22 protein-coding genes are annotated in these 19,953 nt (G+C 73.3%); 8 read left to right on the top strand and 14 right to left on the bottom strand.

Features of this window, described 5'->3' with window-relative positions; genetic code table 11:
- Window positions 1–72 precede the first annotated feature (72 nt).
- Window positions 73–1,107 carry an isopenicillin N synthase family dioxygenase gene (locus IAG42_RS33250; RefSeq protein WP_188340662.1) on the top strand — a complete coding sequence of 345 codons (1,035 nt, stop codon included), beginning with the start codon at window positions 73–75 and terminating at the stop codon, window positions 1,105–1,107.
- Between the two features lie 6 nt (window positions 1,108–1,113).
- Here the strand turns inward: IAG42_RS33250 and IAG42_RS33255 are convergent, their stop codons facing one another.
- Both IAG42_RS33255 and IAG42_RS33260 read right to left on the bottom strand, forming a co-directional pair.
- Window positions 1,114–2,382, bottom strand: a complete 1,269-nt coding sequence (locus tag IAG42_RS33255; protein WP_188340663.1) for an AMP-binding protein — start codon at window positions 2,380–2,382, stop codon at window positions 1,114–1,116.
- 122 nt (window positions 2,383–2,504) lie between these two features.
- Window positions 2,505–3,200, bottom strand: coding sequence for a DUF899 family protein (locus IAG42_RS33260; protein WP_188340664.1), 696 nt, complete (start codon window positions 3,198–3,200; stop codon window positions 2,505–2,507).
- A gap of 183 nt (window positions 3,201–3,383) precedes the next feature.
- Between IAG42_RS33260 and IAG42_RS33265 the strand changes: the two genes are divergently transcribed.
- Window positions 3,384–4,028 (top strand): GNAT family N-acetyltransferase, encoded by a 645-nt coding sequence (locus IAG42_RS33265; RefSeq protein ID WP_188340665.1) that lies wholly within the window; start codon window positions 3,384–3,386, stop codon window positions 4,026–4,028.
- 12 nt (window positions 4,029–4,040) lie between these two features.
- Here the strand turns inward: IAG42_RS33265 and IAG42_RS33270 are convergent, their stop codons facing one another.
- From IAG42_RS33270 to IAG42_RS33285, 4 genes are all read right to left on the bottom strand, one after another.
- A complete protein-coding gene (locus tag IAG42_RS33270) occupies window positions 4,041–4,418 on the bottom strand; it encodes a PaaI family thioesterase (protein ID WP_384620550.1) in 378 nt (125 codons plus the stop codon).
- A 182-nt stretch (window positions 4,419–4,600) separates the two neighbouring features.
- Entirely contained in the window at window positions 4,601–5,884 is a 1,284-nt protein-coding gene (locus IAG42_RS33275; RefSeq protein WP_188340667.1) for an MFS transporter, read from the bottom strand.
- Window positions 5,875–6,399: a MarR family winged helix-turn-helix transcriptional regulator gene (locus IAG42_RS33280; protein ID WP_394811265.1), complete on the bottom strand. Its 525-nt coding sequence runs from the start codon at window positions 6,397–6,399 to the stop codon at window positions 5,875–5,877. The genes IAG42_RS33275 and IAG42_RS33280 overlap by 10 nt, the downstream gene beginning before the upstream one ends.
- 78 nt (window positions 6,400–6,477) lie before the next feature.
- A complete protein-coding gene (locus IAG42_RS33285; protein ID WP_188340668.1) occupies window positions 6,478–7,173 on the bottom strand; it encodes a type 1 glutamine amidotransferase domain-containing protein in 696 nt (231 codons plus the stop codon).
- 175 nt (window positions 7,174–7,348) lie between these two features.
- On the opposite strand from IAG42_RS33285, the gene IAG42_RS33290 reads away from it, so the two are divergent.
- The gene (locus IAG42_RS33290) at window positions 7,349–8,134 is read left to right on the top strand and encodes an SGNH/GDSL hydrolase family protein (RefSeq protein ID WP_188340669.1); all 786 of its coding nucleotides are present in this window, start codon (window positions 7,349–7,351) and stop codon (window positions 8,132–8,134) included.
- A 31-nt stretch (window positions 8,135–8,165) separates the two neighbouring features.
- Here the strand turns inward: IAG42_RS33290 and IAG42_RS33295 are convergent, their stop codons facing one another.
- The gene (locus tag IAG42_RS33295; RefSeq protein WP_188340670.1) at window positions 8,166–9,062 is read right to left on the bottom strand and encodes an NADP-dependent oxidoreductase; all 897 of its coding nucleotides are present in this window, start codon (window positions 9,060–9,062) and stop codon (window positions 8,166–8,168) included.
- A 187-nt stretch (window positions 9,063–9,249) separates the two neighbouring features.
- On the opposite strand from IAG42_RS33295, the gene IAG42_RS33300 reads away from it, so the two are divergent.
- Window positions 9,250–9,660: a winged helix-turn-helix transcriptional regulator gene (locus IAG42_RS33300; protein WP_188340671.1), complete on the top strand. Its 411-nt coding sequence runs from the start codon at window positions 9,250–9,252 to the stop codon at window positions 9,658–9,660.
- Between the two features lie 7 nt (window positions 9,661–9,667).
- On the opposite strand, the gene IAG42_RS33305 is transcribed toward IAG42_RS33300, so the two are convergent.
- A complete protein-coding gene (locus tag IAG42_RS33305) occupies window positions 9,668–9,964 on the bottom strand; it encodes a hypothetical protein (protein WP_188340672.1) in 297 nt (98 codons plus the stop codon).
- 149 nt (window positions 9,965–10,113) lie between these two features.
- On the opposite strand from IAG42_RS33305, the gene IAG42_RS33310 reads away from it, so the two are divergent.
- Window positions 10,114–10,596: a DUF3592 domain-containing protein gene (locus tag IAG42_RS33310; RefSeq protein ID WP_188340673.1), complete on the top strand. Its 483-nt coding sequence runs from the start codon at window positions 10,114–10,116 to the stop codon at window positions 10,594–10,596.
- A gap of 42 nt (window positions 10,597–10,638) precedes the next feature.
- Here the strand turns inward: IAG42_RS33310 and IAG42_RS33315 are convergent, their stop codons facing one another.
- From IAG42_RS33315 to IAG42_RS33330, 4 genes are all read right to left on the bottom strand, one after another.
- Window positions 10,639–11,787: an RNA polymerase sigma factor gene (locus IAG42_RS33315; RefSeq protein ID WP_188340674.1), complete on the bottom strand. Its 1,149-nt coding sequence runs from the start codon at window positions 11,785–11,787 to the stop codon at window positions 10,639–10,641.
- Window positions 11,788–11,795: 8 nt separating this feature from the next.
- The gene (locus IAG42_RS33320) at window positions 11,796–12,212 is read right to left on the bottom strand and encodes a YciI family protein (RefSeq protein WP_188340675.1); all 417 of its coding nucleotides are present in this window, start codon (window positions 12,210–12,212) and stop codon (window positions 11,796–11,798) included.
- A gap of 150 nt (window positions 12,213–12,362) precedes the next feature.
- Window positions 12,363–12,758, bottom strand: coding sequence for a VOC family protein (locus tag IAG42_RS33325; RefSeq protein ID WP_188340676.1), 396 nt, complete (start codon window positions 12,756–12,758; stop codon window positions 12,363–12,365).
- On the bottom strand, window positions 12,755–13,072 hold the full coding sequence (locus IAG42_RS33330; protein ID WP_188340677.1) for an ArsR/SmtB family transcription factor: 318 nt from the start codon (window positions 13,070–13,072) through the stop codon (window positions 12,755–12,757). Before IAG42_RS33330 ends, IAG42_RS33325 begins: the two co-directional genes overlap by 4 nt.
- 87 nt (window positions 13,073–13,159) lie before the next feature.
- Here IAG42_RS33330 and IAG42_RS33335 point away from each other — a divergent pair, with 87 nt between their 5' ends.
- The 3 genes from IAG42_RS33335 (at window position 13,160) to IAG42_RS33345 (ending at window position 18,970) form a co-directional block, all read left to right on the top strand.
- Entirely contained in the window at window positions 13,160–14,179 is a 1,020-nt protein-coding gene (locus IAG42_RS33335; RefSeq protein WP_188340678.1) for a TrmB family transcriptional regulator, read from the top strand.
- A 163-nt stretch (window positions 14,180–14,342) separates the two neighbouring features.
- Window positions 14,343–17,732, top strand: a complete 3,390-nt coding sequence (locus IAG42_RS33340; protein ID WP_188340679.1) for a S8 family serine peptidase — start codon at window positions 14,343–14,345, stop codon at window positions 17,730–17,732.
- A 44-nt stretch (window positions 17,733–17,776) separates the two neighbouring features.
- Entirely contained in the window at window positions 17,777–18,970 is a 1,194-nt protein-coding gene (locus IAG42_RS33345; RefSeq protein WP_188340680.1) for an amidase family protein, read from the top strand.
- Between the two features lie 5 nt (window positions 18,971–18,975).
- Here IAG42_RS33345 and IAG42_RS33350 read toward each other — a convergent pair whose 3' ends face one another.
- Both IAG42_RS33350 and IAG42_RS33355 read right to left on the bottom strand, forming a co-directional pair.
- Complete coding sequence (locus IAG42_RS33350) at window positions 18,976–19,368, bottom strand: VOC family protein (protein ID WP_188340681.1); 393 nt, start codon at window positions 19,366–19,368, stop codon at window positions 18,976–18,978.
- Window positions 19,369–19,476: 108 nt separating this feature from the next.
- On the bottom strand, window positions 19,477–19,935 hold the full coding sequence (locus IAG42_RS33355) for a MarR family winged helix-turn-helix transcriptional regulator (RefSeq protein ID WP_223206266.1): 459 nt from the start codon (window positions 19,933–19,935) through the stop codon (window positions 19,477–19,479).
- Window positions 19,936–19,953 lie beyond the last annotated feature (18 nt).

Here is a 19,953-nt window from a genome sequence, read left to right on the forward strand (position 1 = left end):
CTTCCATCAGGCACCTGTGCCCCGCCACACCCCGGCGGCGTACGGGCACCCCGTACACCCTGCGGACGCACCATGACGAACGTATCGACGACGACGAACGCGTCGAACCAGCAACTTCCGATCATCGACCTCTCCGCCGCCGACCGCGGACCCGAGGCGCGGGCCCTGCTCCACGCACAGCTGCACAGCGCCGCGCACGACGTGGGGTTCTTCCAGCTGATCGGGCACGGGGTCACCGACGAGGAGACCCGCCTCCTGCTCACCGCCATGCGGCGCTTCTTCGCACTGCCCGAGGAGCGGCGGCTGGCGCTCGACAACGTGAACTCGCCGCACTTCCGCGGCTACACCCGCACCGGCGACGAGCGCACCGGCGGTCGCCAGGACTGGCGGGACCAGCTCGACATCGGCGCCGAACGCCCCGCCCACGTCCCGGGAGCCGGTGAGCCCCCGTACTGGTGGCTCCAGGGGCCCAACCAGTGGCCGGACGACCTGCCGGAGCTGCGCACGGCCGCCCTGCGGTGGGTCGAGCGGCTCAGCGGTGTCGCCGAGAAGCTGCTGCACGAACTGCTCACCGCGATCGGCGCCGACCCCGCCTTCTACGACGGCATCTTCGGCCGGCACGCCCACCCGCACCTCAAGCTCGTCCGCTACCCGGGCGGCTCCGGCGACGGCGCGGCCCAGGGGGTCGGCGCCCACAAGGACTACGGCTTCCTGACGCTGCTGCTCCAGGACCAGGTCGGCGGCCTCCAGGTCGAGCGCGAGGACGGACTGTTCCACGACGTGCCGCCCATCCCCGGCGCCTTCGTCGTCAATCTCGGCGAGCTCCTCGAAGTCGCCACCAACGGCTATCTGAGGGCCACCAACCACCGGGTCGTGTCACCGCCCGGCGCCACCGAGCGGTTCTCCGTCCCGTTCTTCTACAACCCCCGCCTGGACGCCCACGTCCAGCCGCTCGCCTTCCCCTACGCGTCAACCGCCCCCGGCGTCACCGACACCCCGGACAACCCGCTGTTCGCCGAGTACGGCTACAACGAGCTCAAGGGCAAGCTCCGCGCCCACCCCCTGGTCGCCGAGCGGCACCACGCGGAGCTCCTGACACCGGCGTGACGCGGCTCAGGCGCCGGCGCGGCCCGTCACCAGCAGCCCGCCGTCGGCGCCGCGCCGCACGAGTACTCCCGTACGGAACCGGCCGTCGGAGGTGAAGGCCTCGGCGTCGGCGTCCGGCGCCCGGTAGTAGCCGCGTGTCACCGACGGCCCCCGGACGAGGAGTTCACCGAGGTCACCGTCCCGGTCCACCGTGAACTCGTCGTCGGACGTGAGGGGGTGGAAGGTGCTCTCCCCGGATCCGGAGAGCGCGGCCACGCCCTCCGGCAGGGTGAGGAACTGCCGTGTCTCACAATCGAGTTCGCGCCCGGTCTGGTCACTGCCGGTTGAAGGGGTCAGGATCAGCCGGAGGCTCTTGAGGGGGCCCGGGTCGGAGGCTTGCCAGGCTTCCAGGCCGGCCGGTGCGAGCGTGGCCACGGTGACCTGCTCGTCCGCGACGAGCGGGAGGCAGGCGGCGGGCCCGGGATCGTCGGCGAGGACGACCGTGCCGCCGCACAGGAGCGTGCCCAGGATCCCCGGGCAGCCGGACGCGAGCAGCGACTCGGCCGGGAGCGCCGCCAGATGGACGTCCTGCGCGCTCAACCCCACCGCCGCACCGGAGGCCCGCACCTGGTACGCGTACGCGTCGTGCGTGCGCGGCACGAGCCGGGGAGTGCCGTCGGGGCCCGGCACGACGAGCAAGAAGGCCACCTCGCCCGCGCCGTGCACCGGGGCCGGCTCCGGCGCCGCGTCCACCGACCCCAGCGGGAAGAAGTGACAGCCCGAGGAGTCGATCGACATACCGCCGTAGGGGGACTCCGTGCCGGGCGGCTCGTAGGTGAACGCCCGCCGCAGGAACGGGCCTTCGGCCGCGATCTCCGCCACCTCGGACCGATGCGAGGCAGTGCCGACAAGACCGGCCGCCTCACTGACCCGCACCACGTGCGCCAGCTCGCGCCCGCCGAGCGCCACCGGACACACCACCGGCACCGCGCCCACCCGCAGCAGTGCGAACAGGGCGATCACGGCCTCCGGCACGTTCGGCAGCCGCACCACGACCCGCTGCCCGCGCCGCAGCCCGCGCAGCCGGAACCCGGCGGCCGTGCGCTCCACCCGCCGGTTCAGCAGCCCGTACGTGAGCCGCGTCGCCCCGTGCACCAGCGCCGTGCGCGGCGCCTGCCGCCGTGCCGTGTCGGACAGCAGGTTGTCGAGCGTGACGCCGCGCCAGTGCCCGATCGACCGGTACCGGTCGACGAACTCCTCGGGCCACGGCGTCCAACCGTCGAGCATGGGTGTCATGCGCTTCCTCCCTCGTGACCCCGGCAGTCCAAGCCGTGGCCGTCGGGGCGCACAAGACGCGGTCCCCACGAGGCCCGGCGGCCCCGGTCGGCGGAACGTCCAACCGGGCCCCCGGCCGGGTGTCAGGAGCGGCCCTCCCCGTACGCCTCCGCGATCTCCTGCGAACTCGCCCAGCGGCTGTACGTCGGCTGCTGCGGCCAGCCCTCGGGGGAGTCCTGCCAGACCTCCTGGCGTCCGTAGGGGAGCACGTCGGCGAGGGCGAAGAGATGGCTGAGCTGCTCGACGCCGCGGCCGCCCGTGTGCCACGTGCGGTAGACCTTGTCGCCGTCGCGCAGGAAGACGTTGACGGCGAAGCCCCCGTCCGGCGGTGCGCCGACATCGCTGCCGAACGGGCTGTTCGCGGTCGAGTACCACGGCATCTTGTTGCCCACCTTGCGCCGGTAGGCGAGCGCCTCGTCGATCGGGCCCTGGGTGACGACGACGAACCGCGCGTCGAACTTCTCCAGGCCGAGCTGGCGCGTGAACTGGGAGGTGAAGCCGGTGCAGCCGCTGCACTGCCACTCCGCGCCCTCGTGCCACATGTGGGAGTACACGATGAGCTGGGAGTGGTCGCCGAAGATCTCGGCGAGCCGCACCGGACCGTCCTCGCCCTCCAGAACGTAGTCCGGCATCTCGACCATCGGCAGCCGGCGGCGCTGCGCGGCGATGGCGTCGAGTTCGCGGGTGGCGGCCTTCTCCCGCACCCGCAGCGCCGCCAGTTCCTTCTCCCAGGTGGCTGTGTCGACTACGGGCGGCAGGGCGTTCGAGCTGGTGGACATGGTGCCTCCGTACGGGTCGTGCGACCGAAAGGTGTGGCCTGTCTGGGAGTACGGACCGTCCGGCGGCCCGGAACTCATCGGTCCGCCACCCACCGGATCCGTGCGGGCGCGCCACGTGTCAGGCTGTGCCGTCGACGACCCGTTTCGTACGGCACCGCGCCCCGCACCGCAGGAGAGACCCCGATGCCCACGCCCCACCCGCTCCTCGCCCACTTCACCGACGCCGCCGACGGGCGCTTCCCGCCCTGCGACGGCTCCGTGACGGTGCTGCCGCCGCTGGCCGGGGGCCTGGAGTGCTCCGTGGCGTTCACCGGACACGCGGTCGTCGCGACGGCGCTGCCCGAGGCCGAGGTGCTCGCCGAGGGCCCGGACGCCTTCGGCGGATCCATGGCGGCGCACTTCCTGCACCGGCTCGCCGGTCCCGGCGGCTGGACCGGCTGCGTGGACGCGATCCTCGTGGCCCGGGGGACGGGCGGACCGGCACGCCTGCCCGAGGTCACCTCGCAGGAGGCGATGGACCACCCGCGCGTCCGGTACGCGCGCGAGATCCGCTCCGGTGTCACCGTCCACGGCGACGAGCGCGGCCTGGTCATCCTGGCCGACGGGCTCGCCGGACGCCGCGAGCTGAGCATCGAACTGCACGCGTCGGAGCAGACCGGCAAGGGCGTCGGGCGGGCACTCATCGAGGACGCGCTGAGCCTCGTCGAGGCCGGCGAGCCGCTGTTCGTCGCCGTGTCCCCGGGCAACGCCCGCTCCCTGCGCGCCTTCCTGTCGTGCGGGTTCGTCCCCATCGGCAGCGAGGTGGTCGTGCGGCCGAACCGAGGCTGACCGGCGGCGCGTTCAGGGCCGGGGCGCGTCGAGCCGGATGAGCGTCTGCTGCCCGTTCGCGACGAGCGCCCGGCGCCCGTCGTCGTGCACGCCGAACACCTCCAGGCGGCACACGGTCAGCGTGCGGCCGGAGCGCAGCACCGTGCCCACGGCTTCGAGCCGGTCGCCGACGGCCGGCGCCAGAAGATTGATCTTGTACTCGACGGTGAGCACCTCGGAGCCCTCGGGGAACAGCGTGAACGCGGCGTAGCCGCCCGCGCTGTCGGCGATGGAGCTGGTGGCGCCCGCGTGGACGTAGCCGTGCTGCTGGCCGACCTCGGGCCGGGCGGGCAGCTCGATGTGGACGCGGCCGGGGGCGATCACGGTCAGCCGGGCGCCGAGGAGCCGCATCAGGCCCTGCCGGTCGAAACTGTCCTGGACGCGCTCGCGCACCTCGGGGCTCGCCTGCTCCTGCGCGGTCTCTTCCACGGGTCCTCCTCGATCGTCCACGGGTCCTCCTCGTTCCTCGCGTGCGGGCCGGCTCGGGACGCCACCCGCCGCGTCGTACGCGTGCCCGGCCGGCACGTCACGGATCACTGCGGCTCGGGCTGCGTGCGGCCGAACCGGCGGGTTCCGTCCCGCAGTTCGGTCGCCGTCACGGCCACCGCCGCGACCGCGCCCACGCAGAGCAGGCCGCCGCTGACCAGCGCCGCCGAACCAGAGAACGCGTGGGCGACGAGGCCGCCGCGCAGATTGCCGAGGTCCGGCCCGGCCTGCCCGACGATCTGCTCGGCGGCCCCGACCCGGCCCAGGAGTTCGCGTGGGGTGTGCGTCTGCAGGACGGTCCCGCGCGAGACGACGGTCAGGGTGTCGGCGGCCCCCGCCACGGCCAGACACACGAGCCCGGCCCACGGTGCCGACACGAGGCCGAACACGGTCAACGAGGCGCCCCAGCCCGCGGATCCGGCAAGCATCACCAGGCCGGGGCGGGGCAGCCGGGTGAACGTCCCCGAGAAGACGGACGCGGTGACCCCGCCGACGGCGATCGCCGTCAGGAACAGGCCGAGCGTGCCCGGATCGCCCCCGAAACGCTCGGAGTTGACGAGAGGGAAGAGGCTCACGGGCATCGACAGGACCGTCGTCGCCAGATCCGTGAGCAGCGCCCCGCGCACCGCGGGCGTCCGCGTCATGAACGCGAGCCCGTCCGCGACACCCCGTAGTCCAGGACGCGCGACCACGTCCCCCGGGCTCATCCGCGGCAGTCCGCGCGCGCCGAGCCACGCCGCGACGAACGTCGCGGCGTCGATCGCGTAACACGCCCCGACGCCCCACGCGCCGACGATCAGTCCGCCCAGCGCGGGGCCGAGCAGCATCGCGCCCTGGAACGCGATCCGGCGCAGGGCCAGCCCCGCGGCCACCTGGTGCGCGGGCAGCAGATGCGGGACGAAGGCCCGCGAGGCCGGACCGCCGCCGGCCGCGCAGCAGGACTGCAGCGCGACGAGGACCAGCACCCCGGCGACGGGGGCCGGACCGAGGAAGCCCTGCGCGGCGAGCAGGACGGCGAACACCGTCTGCCCCGCGGTCGTGACCAGGTAGACGACGCGCCGGTCCACCCGGTCGACCAGCGATCCGGCGAACAGGCCGAGCGCGATGAGGGGGACCGCCTGGGCCAGCCCCACGGCCCCCGTCCACACCGTGCTCCCGGTCGAGCTCCACACCTGGAACATGACCGCGACCAGCGTCATCTGGCCGCCCAGCCCCGACAGGCTCTGACCGATCCACAGGCGCCGGAACGGCGCCGAAGTGCGCAGCGGCGACACGTCGATCAGCGAGCGGCCCAGTCCCCGGCGGCCTCGTCCCGTGCCGGTCAGTCCCATGCCGGGTCCTCCGCGAGCTTCGCGGCGATCCGGTCGTGGAAGCTGGTGCGGGCGAGCGCCGCCTCGATGTCCGTGACGACCCGCGACAGCGGATAGGGCAGCTCCGCCTCCAGCTCCGCGAGCGCGGCCTCGGTCGCCCGCCACTCCGCGGCGAGCCGCGCCACGACCTCGTGCGCCCGCTCGGTGAGCTCGACTTTCCGGGTGCGGGCGTCGTCGCCGACGACGGTGCGCACCCATCCGGCCTTGCGCATCGCCGCGACCTTCTGGCTCAGCGCCGAATGGGTGCGCTCCACCGAGTCGGCCAGCTCGGCGATGGTCATGGGGCCGCGCGCGTGCAGCCGCAGCAGCTCCATGACCCAGGTCGGCTTGAGCCCCTCGATGCGCCGGTCGGCGTAGACGCGACCGATGTCGGCGTCCATGGAGGCCTGCAGCTGCCACAGGGGCCGCCACAGGCTCCGCTCGGTCGGGTCGTCGGGAAGGTCCGGCTGGGGTGTCCGTGCGTGCGAGTCGGCCATGCCCGGCATCATAACAGCACTTATATAAGTGCTGTTATATATGCGACGAACGAGTTCTCCAGGGGGCTTCGTGCCGGCTCAGCCCAGCAGCTTGAGGAGTTCGATGGCGACCGGCTCGGCGGAGGCCGGGTTCTGGCCCGTGACGAGGCGGCCGTCGACGACCACCTTCGCCGCCCACGGCTCGCCCTCCTGCACGTTCACTCCGGCCTCGGTGAGGCGGTCCTGGAGCAGCCACTCGGCCTGGGCCGCGAGACCCGCCTGCTCCTCCTCCGTGTTCGTGAACGCGGTCACCATGTGCCCCGCGAAGGCGTTCGTGCCGTCCTCCCGGGTCGCCGCGAGCAGGGCCGCCGGTCCGTGGCAGACCACGCCGAGCGGCTTGCCGGAGTCCAGCGCGCGGATGAGCAGCCGCCCGGAGTCCGCGTCGACGGCCAGATCCTCCATCGGCCCGTGGCCGCCGGGGTAGAACACGGCGCCGTAGTCGGCGAGGTCCACGTCCGTCAGGGCGATCGGGTGCCGGAGTTCGGTCATCGAGTCGAGGGTGGCGGCCACGCGGTCGGCGTTCTCCTGCCCGTCGTTGAACTCGGGCGCCAGGCTGCCGCGGTCGACCGGCGGCACGACCCCGCCCGGCGTGGCGACGACGATCTCGTGCCCGGCCGCCTTGAACGCCTCGTACGGCGCGACGGCCTCCTCCGCCCAGAATCCCGTGGGGTGCCGCGTGCCGTCGGCCAGGGTCCAGTGGTCGGCGCCGGTCATCACGAAAAGGATCTTCGACATGGGTGCTCTCCTCCGAGGCGGCGATGTGCCTTCGACGGTAGGCCCGCAGGCCTCCGCCCACCAATGGCGGCGCGGGCCGGTGGGCTGTCCGGGGCCCGTGAGGGAGAGGGGGAGTAGGGGGGTGAGCAATAGGGGACTAGAGGAGTAATCAATTAGTTGAGTAAGGTGTGGGTTCATGACCACGTACCTGCGCTACGTCGCGATCGGCGACTCCCAGACGGAAGGGCTCGGGGACGGTGACGAGGCCTCCGGGTACCGGGGCTGGGCCGACCGGCTCGCCGAACAACTGGCGGACGCCGAGCCGGAGTTCACCTACGCCAACCTCGCCGTGCGCGGCCTGCAGGCGGCCCGGATCCGGGCCGGGCAGCTCGGCCCGGCCCTCGCGCTGCGGCCCGACCTCGTGTCGGTGATGGCCGGCATGAACGACGTGGTCCGGCCGGGCTTCCGGCCCGAACCCGTCGCGGCGGAGGTCGAGGCCATGTTCGCGGAGCTCACGGACGCGGGCGCGCACGTCCTCACGTTCACGTTCCCGGACCTCACCCGTCTGACGCCGGCGCTCTCGGCGCTGCGCCCGCGCCTGACCGACTTCAACGGGCGCCTTCGCGAGGCGGCCGCGCGGCACGGCGTCACCGTCGTCGACGCCTCCGGGTCTCCCGTGGCCGTCGACCCGCGGATGTGGAGCGCCGACCGGCTGCACGCCTCCCCGGCCGGTCACGCGCGGATCGCCCGCGCCGCGGCGGAGGCGCTCGGGCTGCCGAGCAGCGACGCGTCCTGGCGGGACCCGCTGCCACCGATGCCGCCGTTGCCCGCCTGGCGCCGCACCGCACTGGATCTCGCCTGGGCGGGATCCTTCCTCGGGCCCTGGGCCTGGCGCCGCGTCACCGGACGCTCCTCCGGCGACGGCCGCCACGCCAAGCGGCCCGAGCCCGCACCGGTCCGCGCGTTGCCCGCGGGGCGGTGACGGGCCCGGGGGCACCTTCAGCGGGGCGGACTCAGGGGACCAGGACGAGACGGCCCGGCAGGCCGCCCTCCGCCAGACGCGTGTGCGCCTCGGCGACCTCGTCGAGCGGGTAGGTGCGGGCGACGCGCGGCAGCAGCACGCCCTCGTCGGTGAGCCGGGCCAGCTCGGCCAGGAGCGGGCCGTCGGCCTCGACGCTGAGCGCCTGGACGACGACGCCGCGCTCGGCCGCGGGCTCCTGCCCCGGCCACAGGCCCATGTACGCCCCACCGTCGCGGACCGCCTTCAGCGCATCGGCGCCCAGCCCGGCCGCGTCGAGCACGCCGTCGAAGGCGCCGGCGCCGGGCTCCGTGCCGCGCGGCAGGAAGTGCGCGGCACCGCGCGAGCGCAGGAAGTCCTCCGCGTGGTCCGGGCCGAGCGCCGTGACCTCCAGGCCGCGGTGCGCGGCCAGCTCCACGGCGTGCGCGCCGACGCCGCCGCCCGCGCCCGTGATCAGCAGCCGCTGCCCGGGCCGCAGACCGAGCCGGTCCAGGGACTGGGCGGCGGTCAGGGTGTTCAGCGGCAGCGTCGCCGCGTGTGTGGCGTCCACGCTCTTCGGCGCACGGGCCACCGCCCCGGCGTCCAGCACGACCTGCTCGGCGTGCGTGCCCAGTTCCTTGTGGTGCCCCGTGAACAGGGCGAACACCGGGTCGCCGACCGCGAAGGGCGCGCCCTCGCCGACGGCGCCGACCGTCCCCGCGACGTCCCAGCCCAGGCCGGTCAGGTCGCCCCGGGCGCCGAAGACACCCGCGCGGGTGGCGGCGTCCACCGGGTTCAGCGCGGCGGCGGCCACCTGGATCCGTACCTGGCCGGGGCCCGGCGCGGGCACCGCGGTCTCGACGATCTCGATGGCTTCCGGTCCGCCGAAACGGGACACGACTGCGGCACGCATGGTCACGGGGTCTCCTCCTGTGGCTGGGGTCGCTCAGCGGAGTGTGCGCAGGTCCGGTTCCGCCCGGTGAAGCGCCTCTGATCTGGATTCATACCGCTGGTGCGTAACCCCATGGTGCGTCAGTATGGAGAGGCGTACAAAAGGCACACGCGTGTGCGGAACGATGACCAGGAAGGACGGGCGCGACATGGAAAACCGGCACCCCGCGCGGCCCGCCGCGCCGACGGGACCGTGCGCCGCGTGGCCCGCCGAGAAGGGCGAGACGATCCGGCAGATCGTCGAGCGCGCCGGCGACAAGTGGACCGTACTCGTGGTGAGCGCCCTCCACGCGGGCCCGCTGCGCTACACGGATCTGCAGCGCTCCGTCCCCGGCATCTCCCAGCGCATGCTGACGCACACCCTGCGCCAGCTCCGCCGCGACGGCCTGGTCACCAGGACCGCCTACGCGGAGGTGCCGCCCCGCGTCGAGTACGAACTGACCCCGCTCGGCGCCTCCCTCATCGCCGCCGTCACGGCGCTCATCGACTGGGCGGGCACCCACCACGACGAGATCCACGCGCACTGCGCCCGCTTCGACGACGCGGAGCCCGCTTCCTGACGCACCGTCAAGAAGCCTGGGTCCGGGGGCGGAAGGCCGGGCACGCGCACACCGGAGGCTTCGACCACGTCCACGGGCCGCTGCCGTAACTGTCGTTGCCCTCGCGAGGGTCACCGTCCTCGTGGACGCAGCGACCGGAAGCCTTCCAGTGCTCGGAGCGCCCGTGCAGGCAGCCGCCGCACAGGGGATCCGGCGGACGGGGCGGCGGCAGGATCGAGCCGCTCCGCAGAATCAGCGCACAGGCCGTCAGACCCGCGAGGACGACCACGAGCCCGGCCAGACCGACGATGTGTTCCCCGCTCATGGACCCAACGTAGGAGCCGCGCGGGACCGGGGCGAGCGAATTGCGGGAGGGGCGCCGTCGAACGGCACTGACCTGCTGCGATAACGTCCACCCTCCCGTGAGTTCCCCCACGAGCCGTACCGCGGGCCCCCACGAGCGAGAGGCAGGACATGAAGGATCAGCGGCGCGGGCGCGGCGCGGGTTGGTGGATCACCTTCGGGGCGATCGCGTTCGGAGCGCTCTTCCTCGTCATCGGACTCGTCATGGGCGGTGTCTCGCTCTCGTACGTGACCTCGGCCGAGCAGGCCCGGGGCACCGTGGTCTCCCTGGAGTGGAGCGCCGGGAGCGGCGGCTACTCGGGCAGGAGCCGCTCCCGCAGCGGTCCCACGGCGCACCCGGTGGTCGAGTTCACCACGCGGGAAGGCCGGGCGACCACGTTCCGCAGCTCCATGGGTTCGAACCCGCCCGCCTACGACCTGGGGGAGCGGGTCGACGTGCTGTACCGCGCCGACTCGCCGCAGGACGCGAAGATCGACGGGTTCGTCTCGCTGTGGCTGCTGCCCCTCATCTTCACCGGCGTCGGTCTGCTCATCGGCGGGATCGCGACGACGGTGGCGGTGCTGGTCCGCCGCAACCGGCGCGCCGCAGCCTGACAAGGCGTCACCACTCTTCCCCGCGGCGCGGGTTGCGTGCCTTCAGCTCGTCCTGAGCGCGGTGTTCAGCCGGGCGGCCTGGCGGGTCAGATAGTCGCGCTCCGCGAGGTTCGACGCGGCGTGCGCCGCCTCCGCGTACAAGCGCGCCGCCGTGCCCGGATCGCCGTCCTTCTCGTGCAGGTACGCCGCGACGGCGGTGCGCCGGGGCAGGGCGGGATCGAGTTCGGCGAGCGCGGCCAGGCCCGCGCGGGGCCCGTCCGCCTCGCCCACCGCGACCGCGCGGTTGAGGCGGGCCACCGGGCTGCCGGTCAGCCGCACCAGCTCGTCGTACCACTCGACGATCTGCACCCAGTCCGTCTCCTCCGCCGTCTGCGCGTCCGCGTGCAGCGCCGCGACGGCCGCCTGGGCCTGGAACTCGCCGAGCCGGTCCCGGGCCAGCGCCGACTGCAGGATCGTGATGCCCTCGGCGATCGCCGTCGTGTCCCAGCGCGTGCGGTCCTGCTCGGCGAGCGGGATCAGGGCGCCGTCCGCAGCGGTGCGGGCGGCGCGCCGCGCGTGGTGCAGCAGCATCAGTGCCAGCAGCCCCGACACCTCGGGGTGGTCGACCACCGCCGCGAGCTGACGGGTGAGCCGGATCGCCTCGGCCGCGAGGTCGACATCGCCCGAGTACCCCTCGTTGAAAACGAGATACAGGACCCGCAGCACGGTCGCCACGTCCCCGGGCCGGTCCAGGCGTTCCTTCGACACCGTCCGCTTGGCACGGCTGATGCGCTGCGCCATGGTCGCCTCGGGGACCAGGTAGGCCTCGCTGATCTGCCGGGTCGTGAGCCCGCCGACGGCCCGCAGGGTGAGTGCCACCGCCGACGCCGGCGTCAGCGAGGGGTGCGCGCACAGGAAGTACAGCTGAAGCGTGTCGTCCGTGCTCGGGGCCGGTCCCGGCGGCGGCTCCTCCTCCACCCGGTCCTCGCGCCGCCGCCGTGCCGCCTCGGACCGTGTCGCGTCGAGGAACTTCCGCCAGGCCGCCGTGACCAGCCAGCCCTTCGGATCGCGCGGCGGGTCCGCGGGCCAGACCCGCAACGCCTCGACCAGCGCGTCCTGCACGGCGTCCTCGGCCGCCGCGAAGTCTGCTCCGCGGCGGACGAGGACCCCGAGGACCTCGGGGGTGAGGCTGCGCAGCAGGCGCTCGTCCATCGAGGACGTCACCCGTGGCACGCGTCGGCGTCGGGCGCGGAGGTCAGGAACGGACGCACCTCCAGCCACTCGTGGATCGGCTTGCCGCCGGCGCCCGGCGCGGCGGACAGCTCCCCGGCCAGCTCGACGGCGCGCTCGTAGCTGTCCACGTCGATGACCATCCAGCCGGCGATGAGGTCCTTCGTCTCCGCGAAGGGACCGTCGGTGACCGGCGGCCGGCCCTCTCCGTCGTACCGGACCCAGGCGCCCTCCGGCGCGAGCGCCTGCCCGTCGACGAACTCCCCGGTCTTCTCCAGCCGGTCCGCGAAGTCCCGCATGAACTGGATGTGCGCCGAGATCTCCTCAGGCGTCCACTGGTCCATGCAGACGTCGTTGAGCGGGGCCGGGGCGCCGCGGTAGTGCTTCAGAAGCAGGTATTTGGCCATGGTCTTCTCCTCGGTTCCGGTGCGGCCATTGTGGCCGCCTGCACCCCTGGGACGGAGCAGCCCACGGCGTCTCGACATCACCGGCGGACTTTTTCGAAGATTTTTTCCGGGGCGTTCCCAGAGGCGTTCTCGGGGGCCGTTCTCGCGGGGCTAAGGCTTCGGCTCGGTCGCGATCTGGACCAGGTTGCCGCAGGTGTCGTCGAGGACGGCCATGGTGATCGGACCCATCTCCAGGGGTTCCTGCGTGAAGTGCACGCCGAGGGCCCGCAGCCGCTCGTACTCCGCGTGGACGTCGTCGACGGCGAACTGGACGAGCGGGATGCCGTCCTTCACCAGGGCGTCGCGGTACGGCTTCACGGCCGGGTGCCCGGCGGGCTCCAGCAGCAGCTCCGTGCCGCCCGGCTCCTCGGCGGAGACGACCGTCAGCCAGCGGTCCGTCTCGCCGACGGGCACGTCGTGCTTCTTCACGAAGCCGAGGACCTCGGTGTAGAAGTGCTCGGCCTTGGCCTGGTCGTCGACGAACACGCTGGTCAGGTGGATCTTCATGAGCTGCTCTCCTCCGGGGTGGGTCCCGTCCGGGACGAGGTGGTCGGCACGGGCCACCGCTGGGTGATCTGCCGCAGCGGCGCCGTGTCCAGGTCGTGGTACTTGTAGCGGCCCTCGCGCCGCGTCCTGACGAGTCCGGCCGACTCCAGCACCGCCAGGTGCTGGGAGACCGCCTGCCGCGACAGGCCGAGCCCGTGCTTCATGCTCAGCCGCGCGCATATCTCGAACAGGGTCTGCCCCGACCGCTCGGTGAGCTCGTCGAGGATCGTGCGCCGCGTGGAGTCGGCGAGGGCTTTGAACAGGTCGTCGGCCACGCGACCCAGCATAGGCAAGTGTCCACTTGCCTATCAACCGGGGAGGCTCCGCCGCCCGGGTTATGGTGCCGCCGGAAAGGGGAGCGGATGCTGCGGGAACTGGGACTGAGCCGGGACGAGGAAGCGGTGTACACCGCGCTGCTGACACGGCCGGTGGCCTCGGTCGCCGAGCTCGTCAGACGAACCGTGCTGACGGAGTCCGAGGTGATCCGCGTCCTGGACGATCTGGCGCTGCGCGGACTGGTGGCGGTCGACGCGGCGGCCGCGACGGCGTGGGACGGGCCCGAGGGGGAGCGCTCGCCGGCCGGGTACCGGCTGGCTCCGCCGTCCGTGGCGCTCGCCCCCTTCCTCGTCGAGCAGCGCAACGCGCTCCAGCGCGCCGAGACCGCCTTCTCGATGGTGACCGAGCAGTACCGCAGCGCGGTCGCGCACCCGGCGGGCGGCGTCGTCGAGGTCGTCGTCGGCGTGGAGCAGGTGGCGCACCGATTCCACCAGTTGCAGCGCGGCGCCCAGCAGGAGCTGCTCACCTTCCTGGTCGGCGAGCCCAGGGCGGTGCGTCGGGCCGACGCCGACGTGTCCGAGTCGTTCGCGCTGGAGCGCGGTGTCGCCTTCCGGGCCGTGGCCGCGCAGGACTACCTCGACGGGGACGGCGTCCTGGGGGACGTGCACGCCGGCCTCGCGGCCGGTCTCGAACTGCGGCTGGCCGACACCCTGCCCCTGAAGATGCTCGTGTCCGACCGGGAACGGGCCATGGTGCCGTTGGACATGGCTGATTCCGACGGTGAGCCGAGCGCCATCGTCGTCCACCGCAGCGGCCTGCTGGGCGCGCTCGTCCACCTCTTCGAGCGGGAGTGGGAGAAGGCGCGTCCCCTGCGCGTCGCCGCCGGCGGCGTGCGGGTGGAGGACGAGTCGCCGGACGATCCGACCGAAGGCGAACTCGCCGTGCTGGCTCTGCTGTTGGCGGGCGTCTCCGACCGCCGGGCGGCCGCGCAGCTCGGTGTGTCGGTACGCACCGTGGAACGGCGCACGCGGCGCCTGATGGACCTCGCCGGAGCCGACTCGCGCCTCCAGCTGGGCTGGCACGCCGCCCGCGCCGGCTGGCTCTGACCCGGGCGGCGGACATGCCCGGAGCCCGGCGCTCCGGTACGGCCTCGTGTCGGGATTCCGACATGAGGCGGACCCGCCACCTCCGCCACCCCTGAACCCCCTCGGATCTCTGCCACGCTGCGACCGCACGATGGTGTGCTCACGGTTTCGAACAGGGAGATCCATGCGTCCCCACAGACATACAGTTCTGGGCGCCGCGTCCGTCGTCGCCCTCGCCCTCACCGGCGTGGCGGCCTCCACCGCGGCGGCCGGCCCGCCGGGCGACACTCCGGAGACGCGCCACGTCCTCGGGGACGCGGGCACCGCGGCCAAGGGCGGGAAGCGTTCGACGGTCACGCTCGTCACCGGCGACCGGGTACTCGTCGTCACCGACTCCGCCGGCCGCAGCAGCGCGAGCGTCCTGCCCCGCGAGGACGGCACCCGGCCCACGATCCAGACCTACCAGCGGGGCAAGGACCTCTACGTCCACCCCGAGAGCGCCGCCGGGGCGATAGCCGACGGCACGGTCGACGAGCAGTTGTTCAACGTCACCGGACTCATCCGCCAGGGGTACGACGACGCGCACACCAAGACGCTGCCGCTGATCGCCACCTTCCGTTCCGGGGCGACGGTCGGGACGCAGGCCGCCGTCCCCGAGGGCGCCGAGCACGTCGTCGACCTGCCCGCCGTGGACGGTGTCGCGCTCGCGGCGGACAAGAAGGACGCCACCGCCTTCTGGAAGGACGTCAGCTCGCCCCGGACCCGTACCGGTGCCGCGCTCGAGAAGCTCTGGCTGGACGGCAAGGTCAAGGGCACCCTCGACCGCTCCACCGCCCAGGTGCGCGCTCCCGAGGCCTGGGCCGAGGCCTACGACGGCAAGGGCACCAAGGTCGCCGTCCTCGACACCGGCGCCGACGCGGAGCACCCGGACCTGTCCGACCGCATCGCCTCCTCCCAGAACTTCACCGACTCCTCCTCCACCGACGACAAGGTCGGCCACGGCACCCACACCGCGTCCACCGTCGGCGGGTCGGGCGCCGCGAGCGACGGAAAGAAGAAGGGTGTCGCCCCCGGCACCTCGCTGCTCATCGGCAAGGTGCTGAACGACGGCGGCTCGGGCCAGGAGTCCTGGGTCATCGCCGGCATGCAGTGGGCCGTCGACCAGAAGGCCGACGTCGTCTCCATGAGCCTCGGCAACCCCGCCGTCGGCGACTGCACCGACCCCGTCTCCGAAGCCGCGAAGTCCCTCTCGCGCAACACCCACAGCCTCTTCGTCGTGGCCGCGGGGAACGCGGGCCCCGGCGCGGAGACCGTGTCCTCACCCGGCTGCGTCCCCGGCGTGCTGACCGTGGGCGCCGTCGACCGCGACGACTCGACCGCCCAGTTCTCCAGCCGCGGCCCCGTCGCCGTCACCCACACGCTCAAGCCCGAGATCGCCGCCCCCGGCGTCGGCATCTCCGCGGCGAGCGCGGGCGGCCGCGGCGTCTACGCGTACCGCACGATGTCCGGCACCTCCATGGCCACCCCGCACGTCGCGGGCGCGGCCGCCGTCGTCCGGCAGGCCCACCCCGACTGGACGGCGCAGCAGATCAAGGCGGCGCTCGTCTCCTCGGCCCGGACCGGCGACACCGTCCCGGGCGCCGACGAGACGGGCAGCGGCGTGCTGGACGTCGCCGCCGCCGTCCACCAGAAGGTCGTCGCGGCCCCGGCCGTGCAGGGCGGCAGCTTCGACTGGCCGCAGAGCCCGTCGGACCGCACGACCGTGAAGGTGCCCTTCACGAACACCACCGGCAAGGCCGTCACCCTGGACCTGAAGGTCGACGGGGTGCACGGCAACGACGGCAGCGCCGTGCGTTCGGGCGTCTTCGAGATCGCCGGCGGCAAGGTCACCGTCCCGGCCGGCGACACCGTCGACGTACCGGTCCGCGTCGACCCCACCGCCCACCTGGAGGACCACCAGTACGGCGCCGTCACCGGCCGAATTCACGCCACGGGCGACGGCGTGCACGTCTCCGTCCCGGTCACGGCGTACATCCAGCCGAAGACCGTCACGCTCCGGGTCAAGGTCGTCGACCGCGACGGCGAACCCGCCTCGGGCGGCTCCTCCCTCGACGTCGTCAGCCTCGACACCGACAAGGGCGAGCGCCGCACGAACGGCGGCGCGCAGGACCAGACCTTCCAGGTCCGCCCCGGCGACTACGCGATCAGCACCTTCGTGCCCACCTACGCCGACGACAAGAAGACGGTGACGTCCGTCAGTTACCTCGGCCGGCCCCAGCTGCACATCGGCGGTGACACGACCGTCGTCCTCGATGCCCGCACCGCGCACCGGCTGAGCCTGCGCACCGAGCGCCCCGCGAAGATCGGCAACACGTCGCTCAGCTACGCCCGTTCGTGGGACGACACCTGGCAGGTCTCGGCGTCGCTCCTGACGGACGCCTCCGTGCAGGACTTCTTCGCGGACGTCGAGGGCCGTGCCGATGACGGCGCTTTCGAGTTCCGTCCCACCTTCCGCGCCGAGGGCTCCGAGGACGGCGAGCCGTACGTCTACAACCTGTCGTTCCCGATGTCCGGCCCGCTGCGCTCCGACCGTGAACTGCGGCCCCGTGACGCCGAACTGGCCCGCGTCACCGAGAAGTGGCACGCGCTGGGCAAGGAAGCCGACTACCTCGACGCGCTGTGGGTGCGGCGCCCCGACAGCGCCGGCCTCATCGCGATCAGCCCCTACGGCAAGGTCCACGTGCCCGTCACCCGCACCGCGTACTACACGACGGGCGACGAGCGCTGGTTCCACGGCGCCATGACGAGCTTCCCCTTCGCCGCGTTCATGAGCGACCAGGAGCGAACCTACAGCGCCGGGCAGCGGCGCACCGAGGAATGGTACGGCGGCCCGCTGCGCCCCACCGCGCCCCGGGACGCGGACGGCAAGCTCATGCTCACCGGTGAGCGCCAGGGCGACATGATCGGCTTCCAGACGGCCCAGTGGAACGACAGCTCGGACGACCACTGGACCTACGGTGGCTCCTTCGGCGACCTCGGCAAGCTGGAGCTCAAGCGCGACGGCGAGGTCATCGGGACGCGCATCGACCCGTTCGGCGCCTTCGAGGTGCCGGACGACGCCGCCGACTACGAGCTCACCCAGACGCTCGGGAAGATCCTCTCCGGCGACCGGAACTGGCTGCGCTCCACCGCCGCCACGACCACCTGGGGCTTCCGCTCCCACCGCGAGGACGACGTCTACTCGCGCGGCCTGCCCATGCTCTTCCCGGCGTACGACGTCCCGGTGGACGGCATGAACACGCTGCCCGCCGAGAGCGGTATCAAGGTCGGCCTCTCCGTCGAGGGACACGCCGGATACAGCCCGGCCGAGATCACCGAGGCCACCCTCGCGTACTCGTACGACGACGGCGCCACCTGGACCGAGGCGCCGGTCGAGCGGCACGACGGCCGCTGGACGGCCGTGCTCGACCACACCGGTGCCACGGGCAAGCAGGTCATGCTCAAGGCGCACTTCTCCGACGCCGACGGCGCGAAGGTCACCCAGACCGTCACCCGTGCCTATGACGTGAGGTGACGGACCGCCAGAAACCCACGGCACCCGCCCTCTAGGCTGGGGCGATGCCCGGACTTCCCGAAGCACACACGGCTCTGACGGCCTCGGCGACCGCATGCGAGATCGCCGAGGCCGTCAGGCGTCGTGACGTGTCGGCCCGGTCCGTCGCCGAGTCGGCCCTGCAACGCATCGCCCTGCGCGACGGACTGCGGGCTTTCACCGGCCTGCTGCCGGCCGCCGCGCGGGAGCGGGCCGCCGAGGTGGATCGGCGCATCGCCGCGGGCGAGCGGCTGCCGCTGGCCGGGGTGCCGCTCGCCGTCAAGGGCACCGAGGGCCTGGCCTCGGACCAGACCCGGCTGCTCGTGGCGGCGGGCTGCGTCCCCGTTGGCACGACCTCCACGCCGGGGCCGGGGACCGCATGGCAGACCTGGGGGGACACCCCGCGCGGCCCCACGCTCAACCCCTTCGACCCGGACCGCAGCCCGGGCGGATCCTCGGCCGGCTCGGCCGCGGCGGTGGCGGCGGGCCTCGTGCCGGTCGCCACCGGCAGCGACGGCGCCGGGTCCGTGCGGATCCCCGCCGCCTGGTGCGGAGTCATCGGCCTCAAGCCCACCAACGGCCGGGTGCCCGCCCGGGACCGCGCCGGACTCAACATCGCGGGCCCGCTCGCCCGCACGGCCGCCGACGCCGCCGCGTACCTCGACGCCCTCGCCGGCACCACGACCCTTCCGGGCCTGGCCCCGCCCCACCGTCCCCTGCGCACGATCTGGTCCCCGAACCTGGGCTTCGCCGCCACGGACGAGGCGATCGCCGCTACGGCCCGGACCCTGCTGCACGCGCTGACCGCGTCCGGGGCGCTGGAATCCGTCGACGCCCCGGTCCGGCTCACCGACCCCGCCGACTGCTGGCGCGGCCTGCGCGGCCGGGACCCGGAGCGCGTCACCCGCGCCCGCCGGGAGGCGGCCGGACTCACCGATCAGGTCGACGCCCTCTTCACGCACACCCCGGCCGACCTGATCGCCACCCCCGTCACCCCGAACCCGCCGCACGGCCACGAGGGCCCCGGGCCCACCCTGAGCGTGGCCCTGACCTGGACGTTCAACATCACCGGCCATCCGGCGATCAGCCTCCCGGCGGGCCGCACCCCGCAGGGAGCACCCGTCGGCCTGCAACTCGCCGCCCGGCGCGGCCGGGAGGAGGACCTCCTGGCCGTGGCCCGGGCCCGCGAACTCCTGCGCAGCCCGGGCGATCCGGACTAGTGGCGCTACGGGGCCAGGGTGCGCAGCACGCAGAACTCGTTGCCCTCGGGGTCCGTCATGACCACCCAGCTGCGGTCCGGGCCCTGTCCGACGTCCGCCTTGGCGGCGCCGAGCGCGAGCAGCCGGGCCACCTCGTCCTCGGTGCTGCCGTCGATCGGGCTGACGTCGAGATGCAGCCGGTTCTTCTTCGACTCCTTGCCCTCGGGCACCCGGATGAACACCAGGGTCGGCGGCATCTGGCGCGCCCGGACCTCCTCCACGGTCGGCGCCCAGGAACCGATCTCGACGAGGTCCTCGCGCTGTTCGAGCACCTTGAAGTCCAGGACCGCGCACCAGAAGACCGCGAGCGCCTCCGGGTCGTGACAGTCGACGACCAACTCGGTGAACCTGCTTGTCATGACGCTCCCCGGTAGACGGACAGACTCAGAGTATGGACCACGCCGTCGAGTCCCGGAGGGGCGACCGTGGTCCTGCTCCCCGATCCAGCCTGATCGGAAAGAAGGGCCCTAGCCGTCAGCGGCCGCCGTCTTCCGCACGCCCTCCAAAAAGCCCCGGATCGCGTCCAGTTGGTGTTCGTCGTACGTCGTGAGCAACTCCGTCGTCCGCTGGATCAGGGGGCCGAAGTGGGCCTGGCCGAGCGCGACCGCCCGCTCGTCGACGACGACCGTCACCTTGCGGCGGTCCCGCTCCCCGCGCTCGCGGCGCACGTGCCCCGCCCGCTCCAGCCGGTCGACCAGCGCCGTCGTCCCGGCCGAGTTGAGGCCGAGCGCCGCGCCCAGGGAACCGGCCGTGGTCTCCTCGCCCGCGCGCGCCGCGTCCATCAGGGCGATCAGGGCCCGCACATCGGTGGGGTGCATGCCGTTCTCCCGGGCGAACCGGGCGCTGTGCAGCCCCAGTTCGACGACCACCGCGCGCAGCAGGTGCACGATCTCCCGCTCGGACCCCGCGGGCCTCGACTCGGACACGGGCGCCACCTCCGACTA

Source organism: Streptomyces xanthii (assembly GCF_014621695.1).
Lineage (GTDB): Bacteria > Actinomycetota > Actinomycetes > Streptomycetales > Streptomycetaceae > Streptomyces > Streptomyces xanthii.

Coding starts and splice junctions, on each gene's coding strand:
- IAG42_RS33280 (WP_394811265.1), bottom strand. CDS start 6,399: ATGGCCGACTCGCACGCACGGACACCCCAGCCGGACCTTCCCGACGAC.
- IAG42_RS33345 (WP_188340680.1), top strand. CDS start 17,777: ATGCCCGGACTTCCCGAAGCACACACGGCTCTGACGGCCTCGGCGACC.
- IAG42_RS33305 (WP_188340672.1), bottom strand. CDS start 9,964: ATGAGCGGGGAACACATCGTCGGTCTGGCCGGGCTCGTGGTCGTCCTC.
- IAG42_RS33300 (WP_188340671.1), top strand. CDS start 9,250: ATGGAAAACCGGCACCCCGCGCGGCCCGCCGCGCCGACGGGACCGTGC.
- IAG42_RS33275 (WP_188340667.1), bottom strand. CDS start 5,884: ATGGGACTGACCGGCACGGGACGAGGCCGCCGGGGACTGGGCCGCTCG.
- IAG42_RS33315 (WP_188340674.1), bottom strand. CDS start 11,787: ATGGACGAGCGCCTGCTGCGCAGCCTCACCCCCGAGGTCCTCGGGGTC.
- IAG42_RS33255 (WP_188340663.1), bottom strand. CDS start 2,382: ATGACACCCATGCTCGACGGTTGGACGCCGTGGCCCGAGGAGTTCGTC.
- IAG42_RS33340 (WP_188340679.1), top strand. CDS start 14,343: ATGCGTCCCCACAGACATACAGTTCTGGGCGCCGCGTCCGTCGTCGCC.
- IAG42_RS33270 (WP_384620550.1), bottom strand. CDS start 4,418: ATGCGGCTCCTCGGCGCCCGGCTGACCGTGATCGCCCCCGGCCGCGTC.
- IAG42_RS33285 (WP_188340668.1), bottom strand. CDS start 7,173: ATGTCGAAGATCCTTTTCGTGATGACCGGCGCCGACCACTGGACCCTG.
- IAG42_RS33265 (WP_188340665.1), top strand. CDS start 3,384: ATGCCCACGCCCCACCCGCTCCTCGCCCACTTCACCGACGCCGCCGAC.
- IAG42_RS33320 (WP_188340675.1), bottom strand. CDS start 12,212: ATGGCCAAATACCTGCTTCTGAAGCACTACCGCGGCGCCCCGGCCCCG.
- IAG42_RS33290 (WP_188340669.1), top strand. CDS start 7,349: ATGACCACGTACCTGCGCTACGTCGCGATCGGCGACTCCCAGACGGAA.
- IAG42_RS33325 (WP_188340676.1), bottom strand. CDS start 12,758: ATGAAGATCCACCTGACCAGCGTGTTCGTCGACGACCAGGCCAAGGCC.
- IAG42_RS33260 (WP_188340664.1), bottom strand. CDS start 3,200: ATGTCCACCAGCTCGAACGCCCTGCCGCCCGTAGTCGACACAGCCACC.
- IAG42_RS33310 (WP_188340673.1), top strand. CDS start 10,114: ATGAAGGATCAGCGGCGCGGGCGCGGCGCGGGTTGGTGGATCACCTTC.
- IAG42_RS33250 (WP_188340662.1), top strand. CDS start 73: ATGACGAACGTATCGACGACGACGAACGCGTCGAACCAGCAACTTCCG.
- IAG42_RS33335 (WP_188340678.1), top strand. CDS start 13,160: ATGCTGCGGGAACTGGGACTGAGCCGGGACGAGGAAGCGGTGTACACC.
- IAG42_RS33295 (WP_188340670.1), bottom strand. CDS start 9,062: ATGCGTGCCGCAGTCGTGTCCCGTTTCGGCGGACCGGAAGCCATCGAG.
- IAG42_RS33350 (WP_188340681.1), bottom strand. CDS start 19,368: ATGACAAGCAGGTTCACCGAGTTGGTCGTCGACTGTCACGACCCGGAG.